This is a genomic window from Lactobacillus kullabergensis (assembly GCF_000967195.1).
GTDB lineage: Bacteria > Bacillota > Bacilli > Lactobacillales > Lactobacillaceae > Lactobacillus > Lactobacillus kullabergensis.
This window is the reverse complement of the sequence record NZ_KQ033871.1, coordinates 1831636-1843616: the sequence shown is the minus strand read 5'-3', so window position 1 is coordinate 1843616 and position 11981 is coordinate 1831636. Positions and strand designations below refer to the sequence as shown.

Below are 11981 nucleotides of genomic sequence, written 5' to 3'. Positions count from 1 at the left end.
TGATACTTTGAGAATAAAAAAGCAATACTTTTTAAAAAAGTTTTTTACTGTTCACATGTATGTATACTTTAAAGCACTGCTTGAATTGAAATAATTTTAAAATTTTATTGACAAAATAAAGAGTTTTTATGATGTAGAATTACTTAACATTGAGACTTTGACTAAAAATATTTAATTATAAGAGAGAGTTTACAGATAACTTTTTGAGCAAAAAATCTTTTTGGGTTTAAAATGAAATAAAAGAGAGGCTCAGTTTATGGAAAATATCAAAATAATTCAAGGGGACATAACTAAATTAACGGTAGATGCAATTGTTAATGCTGCCAATAAGACATTGTTAGGTGGCTTGGGAGTTGATGGGGCAATCCACCAGGTAGCTGGACCAGAATTATTGGCAGAGTGTCGCCAGCTTCATGGCTGTGAAACGGGACAGGCTAAAATTACCAAGGGGTACAAGTTACCGGCTAAGTTTGTAATCCATACTGTGGGACCAATTTATTCAGGGTCTGCAGAAGATAATAAGTTATTGAAAAGTTGCTATGTTAACTCACTAAATTTAGCCAAAAGTCATGGCTTACATAGTATCGCGTTCCCGGCAATTTCTACAGGGGCTTACGGCTTTCCAGCTGCAGCTGCTGCACATATTGCTTTTACTGCCGTGCAAAATTGGCTCACTCAACAATCTGATTATCAAATGGAAGTCATTATGTGTGCCTTTGATTCCAAAACAACCCAGTTATACCAAGCAGAAATCAAAAAATTTTGAGTAAAAGTTAAAGACCATCCAGCCGTTAACTAGGATGGTTTTTAATTGCCAATAAACATTTCCAAATTATGCTGCCTCAATTGCTGGCTTTTTGTTAATTGAGCAAGCAACTTTGACCGTTATTACGAGTACTATTAAACTTGTGATTCCCAGTAGTATTAATGCAGTAGTAACATTAAACGAAGCAGTAATTGTAGTAAAAATGGTAGTCATAACAGGACTGGTTATTATTAAAATTGTGTTCAACAATCCAATCGTTGAAGATAGAATATCTTGGTCAACGGCACCAACTAGCCATTGCGTTAATTTAGGACTGGCAGTACCAATAAATGCTGCAAGACTTGCCATAACAGGTAAGCAAATGAAAATATTTTTAATAAGCATGCTGCCTACAACTGCTGTGCTTAGGGCAGTGGCAATTATTGCTACAGTAAATAATGACATGTTTTTAAATAATTTGGTGCCTACGATACTGCCAAGAGCCATGCCGGCAGTCATTACACCGCCAATTAGAGCAATGGTAAAACTATATGTTCCGATAATCATAGATGATTTATTGCCTGCAACTACGATTGAAATTAAAGGCTCAATAGTGCCTAAAATACCATTTAGCAAGGCAATTACTAAAACAACAGTTAATAGTCCATTAGCTTTTCTAACTTCTTTGAATGACAAAGCAATCGTCTTAAAAAAGCCATGCTCGTTAACCTGAACAGTTTCTTTTTGAGAATGATTTTTGTGATAATTGAAACCAACATTGGCAAAAAGAGCACCTGCTGCTAGAAATGTTAACGCGTTAAAGATTGCCAGGCTAGAGTAGGACATAAATAGTAATAAACCTGATCCAATAAATTGGGCAATCATATTTATAATACTGTTAATGCCGCTGGCAAAGCCTTCAGCTTCAGCGAGATCATCGTTTCCAACAATAGCAACAATTAGTGGGGTTTGCAAACCACCAGAATATGAACCGGCAATATCTGACATCAGGTTGATGACAATAACAGTTAAAACTAGATTCCAACCAGCAAAGCCACTGGCGAAAAGTATACCAACGATTAAGTAAAGTCCAAAACGGATAACGGCTAGCCAAACCATCAATTTAAATTTATTTTTAGTACGGTCAGCTAAATAACCACTAAAAACTTGCAGTATTTCAGGTATTGATTCAGAAATTGAAATCAATGAAATTGCTAAAGCATAATTTCTTAATTTACTAGCGTAAGTAATGAGTGCTAAGTAAAATAAAATGTTGCCTGCACCAGATAAAAAGCTGGCGATTGTAAAATTGCGATAATTCTTATTTTTTGCGAAAACGTCCATAATTTTGTAGCTCCTAACTTAAAACTTTTATACTTAAGTTATAACTTGGGTATAATAAGAATTAGCAAAAATGTCGTATTCGAACATTTAAGGTTAAATATGAATTAATCAAGGGCATATACTGATGAAAATAGTGATATCAGTGCAACAATTAATGAAGCATATTATAGCAGGTGAAAAGAATCAACTTGAGCAAATTAAAAAGCCGTATTTGAAGTTAAACTTAAATACGACTTTTATTTATTTTACGACCACAGCGAAGGCTTCATATGGCCTTAAGTTAATGTTATTAAGTGATTGCGGTGCATTATAATTACTAATTAAAACTTGGTCAATTTTATCAGGTGCAGAAAATCGTTCTTCATTGCCTGTCAAATTAGCAACGACTAACCAGCGCTCGCCAGCAAGTTCACGGTAATATGCCAAGATGCTAGGACTGGCAGAAACAGGAGTGAAGCTGCCATTAACGATAATTTCGTTTTCATGACGTAATTTAATGAGTTTTTGATAGGTATAAAAAATTGATTGTGGGTCCGCCAAAGCGGCTTGAACGTTAATATCCTGATAATTAGGATTAAGTGCCAGCCAAGGCTTACCAGTAGTAAAGCCAGCAGCTTTAGCCGTTGACCATTGCATCGGCCTGCGGGCATTGTCGCGTCCTTTGGCATTGATTGACCTGATAAGTTCTTCTTTGGTATAACCTTGCTTGATTCGCTCATTATACATATTGATACTCTCGAGGTCTTCAACTTCAGAGATATCTTTGACTGGGCAGTTAGTCATACCAATTTCTTCACCATTATAAATATACGGAGTACCACGCATTAAATGTAAGGCAATGGCAAACATTTTGGCAGATTGTACGCGGTATTTGCCGTCATCACCCCAACGTGAAATGACACGGGGAAGGTCATGGTTCTCCCAGAACAAACTATTCCAGCCATGATTATAATCAATTTGTGTTTGCCATTTAATCAAGATCTCTTTAAGATCGCTGGCCTTAAAGGGTTTAAGATCCCATTTTGTCTTTCCCGGCTGTTTATCAATGTTTTGATCTTCAAACTGAAAAATCATAGAGAGCTCATGCCGGTCAGGATCAGAATATTTACGGGCACTATCGAGATCAGCACTCCAGGTCTCACCAACAGTGACTACATCGCGGTTAGCTAAAACAGCTTGGTTCATTTCCTGAATATAATGATGAAGCTGGGGACCATTTTCGCGAATTTTGCGATCCGGCTCTTTGCCAATTAGTTCGATCACGTCCATGCGAAAGCCACCAATGCCTTTATCAAGCCAGAAGTTCATCATGTCATATATTTTGTGCCGTAATTGTGGGTTTTGCCAGTTCAAATCTGGTTGTTGCGGGGCAAAAAAGTGTAAGTAATACTGGCTCGTTTTATCATCAAATTGCCAGGCAGAACCTGAAAAATCAGATTTTAGATCATTAGGTTCATGACCGGCAACAGGATCACGCCAGATGTAATAGTCTCGGTAAGGATTATCTTTACTTTTACGTGCTTCAATAAACCACTCATGTTGATCAGAAGTATGATTAACGACTAAATCCATGATGATTCGAATACCGCGTTTTTTAGCCTCACTAATCAGCCTGTCCATATCTTGCATGCTGCCATATTGCAGATCGATTGCTTTATAATCGGCAATATCATACCCATTATCGATGCCAGGAGATTTATAAATTGGTGAAAGCCAAATTGCATCTATTCCCAATTTTTGCAAATAATCCAAGTGACTAATAATGCCGGGCAGGTCACCAATACCGTCACCGTTGCTATCTTGGAAAGACTTGGGATAGATCTGATAAATTACTGCATTTTTCCACCATGGTGTCATATTAATTCTCCTTTGCAATCGCTCACATTTTCAGTTAATTATAACACTGCAAGATAGGAAAAATTATTGTTACCGGTATCTGATTAAAGTCCTAAATCTGCAACTAATTGCACTGCCTCTTTATCATCACCCAGATGCAATAGGGCATCTTTTAGGCATAACATTGGCTTACCGTCACGGTCGGACGTTGTTTGGGCATGAGCCAAAGAACTGAGAATGGCTTCGTGCACAATATCTACCGTAATTCTGAAGTAGCGGTCAATTTTGTCATCAGTAATTGCCTGGATTGTACTCAACTCATGGTCGGGGAAATGACTTACCCGGTTAGCAGTAGAGAAAGCTAGAGTAATCTCGCCACTACCGTTGCCGCTAAATGAGCCGCTGCGTGTGATACCAACACCGGAACGCTTGGCAATGCGTTTTAGTTGTCTGGAGTTAAACGGAATGTCAGTAGCAATTACTGTGATAATGCTGCCTTTTTCCTTACTGTCCTTGTTATCCACAAATTTTTTACCAATAGCATGACCATAAATGTTCAAATCAGCACTAAGACCAAAATTGGACATAACAAGTGCGCCCATTGTAAAGGTCTTACCGTCAATTTCGACTTGTCTTGAAGCCGAGCCAATACCGCCCTTAAGTTCATAGCAGCGCATTCCTGTGCCACCGCCAACTCCGCCTTCAGCGAAATCTGCACTAGCAGCTGCAAAAGCATCGTTAACATCGTCTTCGGTGACGCCTAAATCGCGAATATGGTTAATCGAACTGTCATTGCACTCCATGATGATCGGATTGACGCTGCCAGTTGACAGACCAATTTCAGGATTTTCAGCCAGCATTCTTTTGACTAAAGCCATTGATGCGGTACCCACGTTGAGAGTATTGGTTAAAACCAGTGGTGTTTCAATTGTACCCAGCTCGTTAACTTGAATGAGTCCTGTGCTTTTGCCAAAGCCGTTGATAACGTGTGCAGCTGCCGGCATTTTTTCACGAAAGATATTGTCTGGGCAGGGGTTGATCACAGTGACGCCAGTCCTGAGTCTGTCAGTGACAACCGTCTTGTGGCCAACGGTAATGCCCGCAACATCTGTAATTAAGTTTTTTGGTCCAGGCTTAGTATCGCTAAGCGCAAATAAAAGTGGTTTGTTAAGTCCCATTTTTACTCCTTTTTTTAAAAAATTTCTTCTCTTATTAAAACGGTTCGTTTATTTTTATGCAAGACAAAAAATTCCGTCAATTATGACGGAATTTTTGAATTTGCAATCACCCTTTTTTCTTTTTACTAAAGCAGCTGGCAAGCAGGCTGCAAATTACCGACAACAGGCCTAACAGCAGCTCGATTATTTGTGAACGTTCATTAGTGCCAGTTTGTGGCAACTCTTCTTCTTGGCCATTGTTGGTGATAAGTACTGGATTAGTGGAGTCAGAATCACTGTCAGAGGATTTGAAAATAGTATAGTTCTCAGTAACACCATTCTTGTTGAGCCTGTGCTTATTTTGGGACTCATTAGTTTGTGAAGTCCCTTTTTGGCTAGGGTTATTACTGGATGAATTTGTTGGACTATTTTGGTCATTTTCTTCAGGGATGGCATTATTTTGAGCATAAATATAAGTTACGCTTTGCGGTGCAGTACTGAAAAAACCGGTGGCATTCTCAGGCCTTACTTTTAAAGTATAACCCGGGATCTCAACAACACCAGTAGTATAGCCGTCACCCACATTGCCTTGTAATATGGTTTCAGGTGCGATTTGATTGCCGTTTTCATCTTGATAAAAAACGGTAACATTTGCAGCTTTAATTGGTGTATTTGTAGAGTTAGATTCGGGGTCAGCAGAATAAATAAATTTGACATTCTGCTGTTGATCAGTGAAAACTCCAGTGGCATTATCTGGGACTTCCTTTACGGTATATCCCGGAATTGTCTTCGCCGTCACCTTATAATCATCGCCAATTTTACCCTTCAAACTAATATCAGGTGTAAGTGATCTTTTACTAGTATCCAAGTAAGAAACAGTAATAGGACTACCTGGTCGAATATAAGTGTCGCCAAGAATGTCGCGGGCATGGGCAATTAAGTCTTCAGACGGATATTTATTGTTTGCTTGTGGTGCGTCTTCTTTTCCATTGCCGATATTGACCCAAGTTCCTGAAGTGTTAAGATGTGTATCATTAATATATGTATTTTTACCTAGTTTAAGGGTATTTAATTTAGCGAGTCCATCTAACATATAACCCTTATCAATATTGGGATCTATGATAAAACTCCTGAGATCAAGTTCTTTTAAGCTACTACAATTATTAAACATCCCATTCATATCAATTACGTTAGACGTGTCGAATGATGATAAATCCAACTTGGTTAAGCTGGAGCAATCCTTAAAAGTCCAAATCATTTTTTTAACTTGGCTAGTATTAAACATACTGAGATCTAAAGCAGTTAAGCTTGAACATCCACTGAACATGTGACTTATATCGTCCACCTTGGCTATTGTGAAATCAGGTGAAAACTTAATGTTCTGTAAATTTTCACAATCCTGAAACATGCTCTCTACATAACTAGTATTAGCAGTATTAAAACTTGATAGGTCCAGACTGGCTAATTTACTGCAGCCCGCAAACATAAAAGACATATTAGTAACTTTGGTGGTCTGCAAATTATCAATGCCATCTATGCTGGTTAAATTTTGGCAATTCGTAAACATGTACCGCATATCACTGGTAGCAGATGTATCCAGATTTTCCAAACCAGTGATTTTAGTTAAATTAGTTAAGTCTTTAAACATTTCAGAAGCTGAGCCAATCTTTAGTTGACCTGTAAATTTAACTTCTTGCACATCGTCACTATTAATGCCGTTAATGTGAGCTAAAGAATCCGGTTGACCTACACTGCCACTGGGGACGGTAATTACATGGTTACTATAGCTGACATCAAGGTTGCCCCATTTAAAATTAGCAGCACTTGGAGCAGTAGACTCTGCAATTTTTGGCTGAAGTTGTTTTTGAGGGTTTGGTTGCTCTTTGCTAATTAACTTAGAATTAGCATAATTGGTATTACTAATTTGTTTATTCTTAATTTGTGCAGGAGAGGGCAGAGATGGATCTGCTTTAGCTGTTATAGAGCTAACAGTTAGTGAACTTGAAATTGCTGTAGCAATACTGAAAAACATTGTTGCTGTTTTGGTTCGCATAGATTTCTTTTTCTGGCTCATTTTGCTATTCATTCCTTGATTATAAAATAAACATATACATGATTAATATTTTTCTTATACCTTATTTACCTTATTATACAATTCATTAAACTTAATAACATTATTTATACATTTCGACTTATTTTAAAAGAATTAATAATTAGCCTTAGCTAAGAGGTAATTTTTGATTTTTAAATTCAATTTGGTTATTTGCTGGAAGATATAGCACTAGGTAGTAATATAGACACATAATTTAGAAGTAATTTATTAATTTTTGAGCATAGAAAAAAACTCAATTAGCATTTTTAACTGCTAGTTGAGTTCTTTTCATTTATAGAGTAAATCTCTTAATCTTTAAAAGTTAGCTTTCTTGACAAATTGATTCTTGCCTACGATGTAGTATAACTTATTGTGCATCTTAACAGCACCACCGTAAGTTCTAACTGACTTGTTCTTCTTCAGAACATCATGACCATAACGTTTAACTTTGTTATTGGCTTTCTTAGTGTAAATAAAGGCATTGTGCTTTAATTTACGGTTGATACCAGTAACATTATTAGCCTTAACGAAACGGTTCTTGCCTAAAGCATAGAACTTCTTGCCGTTAATGGTCTTAGTACCATAAGTAGTAATAGTTTTACCAACGAAGTATTCAGCTTTTACACGCTTGCCTTTTTGGTTAAAGATATAAGCGTTGTGGGTAACTACTCTCTTAACACCTTTCTTGGCCTTCTTAGCTGGCTTCTTGTTGTCAGCAGCAGGCTTGTTAGTGTCTGGCTTGTTAGTATCGGTCTTATTAGTGTCTTGCTTATCAGTCGTAGTATTTGTGTTGGTGTTACCTGTGTTAGTAGTATTACTTGGAGTAGTCGGTGTGCTTGGTGTAGTTGGAGTACTTGGAGTTGAAGGGGTGCTTGGTGTGCTTGGGGTTGAAGGTGTGTTTGGTGTAGTTGGAGCAGGCTTGGTGGTAGTGTATTCACCAGCATATTTAGTAACATCATTTTTACCGTCAAATTTCTGCATAAGTTCTACTGAACTTAATCCTTTGTCTTTACTATCATTTAAGAACCAGGTAGTCTTTCCATCCCATAGACTCTCTTCTACTGAACCACGGAGTCCTGAATTGTTAATGATATTACCTGCACCAAGTGTAATATCACTTAAGCTGTCCATGCCTGATAACATATCTTGATCAATGGTATATGTTTGATGAGATGGGTTTGCAGTACCTTTATTATCGTCGGTATTGTTAGTGTCAGAAACGTCATCTTTAATGGTTTCGTTATTTTCAAGCATCTTAAAACTACTAATGTCTAGGGATGTCAAAGCTTTATCACCCTTAAACATTTCCCACATCTTAGTAACTTTTTCGGTGTTGAATTTTTCCAAGCCATCAATTTTGGTTAAACTTGAATCATCACTAAACATATAAGACATGTCTTCTACTGAATCTGTCTTAAAGTTGGATACATTTAAAGTACTTAATGCTTCATCGCCAAAGAACATACCCATCATGTCAGTTACGTTAGAAGTGTTAAAGTTTGACAGGTCTATTGAAGTTAATTTAGGATCATTGGCAAACATTTCTTTCATGCTAGTAACTTCTTTTGTATTAAGGTTGTTTAATCCCTTAATTTTCTTCAAGTTTGGTAAATTAGCAAATAATAAACTGGCATCTCCTTCGAAAATAACAGGACCGTCAATGTTAATGGTTTCAATTTCATCTGTGTTAACATCATCAATATTCCAAGCTATTCGGGCGGGATTGATAGGTGGTTCTTGATCACCTGCATAATGATTGTTAAATTTATTTTCTTTACCTAGTCTAATAGTAAAAGTCTTAGTCTTTTTGTCATAACTATAAATGCCCTCAGTCCAACTTGAAGCCCATAGACTGTGTGAATCATTTTCGCCAGCGTTATCACCAGAATTAACTGGTGGTACTGTCGGCTTTGTATCAGCTGACTTAGCAGGTTGCTCTTTCTGTGCTTCGGCAGTCTTAGCTGCAACAGGATTAACTGCAATTACGCTTAACGCAGCAACTGCCATACTAGAGAATAGTACCTTTTTACCTTTATGATAAAAATTGTTATGCTTACTCATATTTTTCCTCCATTTATACCATCTAAATTTCATTATACCGTAATTAAGTATATACATATATTTTGACCAATTCAATACTTTGATAGGTATTTTCATATAGATTTAATATTTTTGCATACTACAAGTAAATAAAATTTGCCCATCATTCATAAAATAAGCTTATTCACAGTAAATATTAGATGTAATTAAGTCTAAATTAATCTTTTTTGTGATTAAACCAAGTTCCAATTGAACTGATGAATATAGCTAAGCTACCGAAAAATAAGGCAACTATTCGACTTTTTTCATCAAAACCAGTTTGCGGTAAAGTTTTAATATTTTGCTTATCAGTAGCAGCTACAGTTTTAACGCCATTTTCATTATTAGGAAGGTTGGTTGATTTTAATGATGGTGTAATTTTAGCAGAGGAATTATCATCTGTTACTTCAGGATTCAGGTTAGATTCAGGAGTATAATTTTGCCTGTTTTTATCAGTAGGTGTTGTATTAGCTGGGGTATCTGCTTGATTAATTTCATTTTCTGATGCCTTGGTATAAACGTAAACAACATCTTGCGGATTTTTGGTGAAGAAACCAACAGCATTGTTTGGTCGAAGCTTCAAAAGGTAGCCACCAGCAGTTATAGCAGGAGTGACATATCCGTCACCTATATATCCAGTGATAATTTTGTTTGGAGCAATTTCGTTGCCATTTTCGTCTTGATAATGAACAGTGACAGATGAAGAGGACAAGTTGGGTTTAATCGGAGTTGGCTTTGGTTTAGGATCAGGCATAACAGGTGTCGGATCAACAGGCTTAGGACCGGGATTTGTGGTTGAAATAGCAGTATAAGTACCAGGTTTTGAACCATCGTATTGTGCAATTAGCTCAGCTGATGAGAACTTTTCGCCATTATATGACCATGTGACTGGTGTATTTAATCCTGTATTTTTAATAATTGTATTAGAACCGAGTTTTAAAGTGTTGAGACTGGCTAAATCAGATAACATATCACCTGTATTAACACCATTAGATATAGTAAATTTGCTAATATCAAGGATTTTAAGATTTTTGTCACCTGTAAACATTTTTTGCATATTATAAACTCTGCTCGTATCAAAGCTAGATAAATTCAAATTAGTTAGTTTTGAGCAATACGCAAACATTGCCTGCATATTGGCAACTCTTGTTGTCTTAAAATTAGCTAAATCAAGACCATCAAGGCTTTGGCAGTCATAAAACATGTTGGACATATTGGTGACAATACTCGTATTGAACTTGTTGGAGAAAGTTATGTTTGCTAGTTGCCTGCTGGAAGCAAACATATATGACATATCTACTACCTTGCTACTGTCAAAATTTGATAAATCCAAGTTGGTTAAATTATCACAAGTAGCAAACATTGCTCGCATGGTGGTCACATTTGTAGTGTTGAATCTAGCTACATTGATGTTTTGTAATTTAAGGCAACCAGCGAACATATATGACATGTCAGTTACATTAGTCGTGTCAAGCTGGTTGAGATTTTCAATTGATACTAAATTATTAAGCTCACTAAAAAGCTCAAGTGCCGAACCATTAATTGTTAATTTACCATCTAGTTTTATTTTCGTAATGTCGCTTGTATCAACACTTTTAATGTTACCAGCTATTCTTTTGGGATTTGTAACAGTACCACTGTGAATTGTTAAAACATGGTTATTGTAACTAACTTCCAAGTTGTTCCATTCACTTTTAATCGCGGAATTGTTAATTTCAGAATTAGATTTATTACTCAGATAATCGGCAGAAACTGCGTCATTGTTTGGTTTGGCAGAAGCTAAAGTGGAATTATATTTAGGATTAACAACTTTCTTAGTCAAAGAACTGTTAGTTACCTGGTTTTTCGGTAATTTATCCGCTTGAACGACTTGCGAATTGATACAAAACAGTCCCAATGTTACGACTGCCATACTGCTATATAATGTTTTTTGTTTATTCATAATTTTTCCTATACTACTAATATAAAAAATGTTCATAAATAGTATATTAGGATAGTAATTATAGGTCAAATAAACATTTTTTAATATAATAATAAGTTAATGTTTACATAAAAAATACTTCGAAAAGCGATGTATACTTCACGAAGCATTTTTGCAATTAGTATTGATTTTAGTTATTCTTTCTTTTTCCGATTAAACCAAGCACCTGCTGTGCTGCTAATAGTTGCCATAAAACCAAGTAACAAAGCAGCCAATTGTGAATGTTCATCAGATCCGGTTTGTGGTATTTTTTCATCCTTTTTTGCATTATTATTGTTTGCTACCTTGGTAGCAGTTTGACCATTATGGTTGTCAGTGTTAATTAAATCACCGGAACTATCATTATTTTTACCACTATTATTACGCTTATGATTTCCGGTTTCTGTTATCTTATTGGACTTTCCGGTTTTATCAGTTTTATCCTTTCCCGTATCACCGTCATTAATTTGAGGATTATCCTGATTGTCTTTGGCATATATGTAAATTACGCTTTGTGGGTAAGCACTAAAGAAACCTGTGGCATTATCTGGTCTAGCTTTTAGAGTATAGCCTACAACAGGCTCGGAACCAGTGGTATAGCCATCGCCAACGTAACCATTTAAAACTATATTTTCAGCTAAAGTATTACCGAATTCGTCTTGATATTTTACAGTAACTGGTGCAGCTTTTTGGCGATAATTTGGAATAACAGTATCTTCGTGGTTATCTGATTCAGGCATGTTGTCTTTTTCGTAGACAAAGACAACA

Annotated in this window: 8 protein-coding genes; 1 reads left to right on the top strand and 7 read right to left on the bottom strand. The window is 36.3% G+C overall.

What is annotated here, in order from left to right; all coding sequences use genetic code 11:
* Positions 1-256 precede the first annotated feature (256 nt).
* Positions 257-766, top strand: coding sequence for an O-acetyl-ADP-ribose deacetylase (locus tag JF76_RS09075; protein ID WP_045928742.1), 510 nt, complete (start codon positions 257-259; stop codon positions 764-766).
* A gap of 66 nt (positions 767-832) precedes the next feature.
* Here JF76_RS09075 and JF76_RS09070 read toward each other — a convergent pair whose 3' ends face one another.
* From JF76_RS09070 to JF76_RS09040, 7 genes are all read right to left on the bottom strand, one after another.
* Positions 833-2089: an MFS transporter gene (locus JF76_RS09070; protein WP_045928741.1), complete on the bottom strand. Its 1257-nt coding sequence runs from the start codon at positions 2087-2089 to the stop codon at positions 833-835.
* 240 nt (positions 2090-2329) lie between these two features.
* Positions 2330-3946 (bottom strand): glycoside hydrolase family 13 protein, encoded by a 1617-nt coding sequence (locus JF76_RS09065; RefSeq protein ID WP_045928740.1) that lies wholly within the window; start codon positions 3944-3946, stop codon positions 2330-2332.
* An 83-nt stretch (positions 3947-4029) separates the two neighbouring features.
* Positions 4030-5103: a P1 family peptidase gene (locus tag JF76_RS09060; protein ID WP_045928739.1), complete on the bottom strand. Its 1074-nt coding sequence runs from the start codon at positions 5101-5103 to the stop codon at positions 4030-4032.
* Positions 5104-5209: 106 nt separating this feature from the next.
* The gene (locus JF76_RS10035; protein WP_052697117.1) at positions 5210-7156 is read right to left on the bottom strand and encodes a MucBP domain-containing protein; all 1947 of its coding nucleotides are present in this window, start codon (positions 7154-7156) and stop codon (positions 5210-5212) included.
* Positions 7157-7489: 333 nt separating this feature from the next.
* Positions 7490-9235, bottom strand: coding sequence for an SLAP domain-containing protein (locus JF76_RS10030; protein WP_052697116.1), 1746 nt, complete (start codon positions 9233-9235; stop codon positions 7490-7492).
* A gap of 196 nt (positions 9236-9431) precedes the next feature.
* Entirely contained in the window at positions 9432-11195 is a 1764-nt protein-coding gene (locus JF76_RS10025) for a BspA family leucine-rich repeat surface protein (RefSeq protein ID WP_052697115.1), read from the bottom strand.
* A 173-nt stretch (positions 11196-11368) separates the two neighbouring features.
* Positions 11369-11981: MucBP domain-containing protein (locus tag JF76_RS09040; protein WP_167594944.1), on the bottom strand; the 613-nt coding region annotated here is incomplete at its 5' end.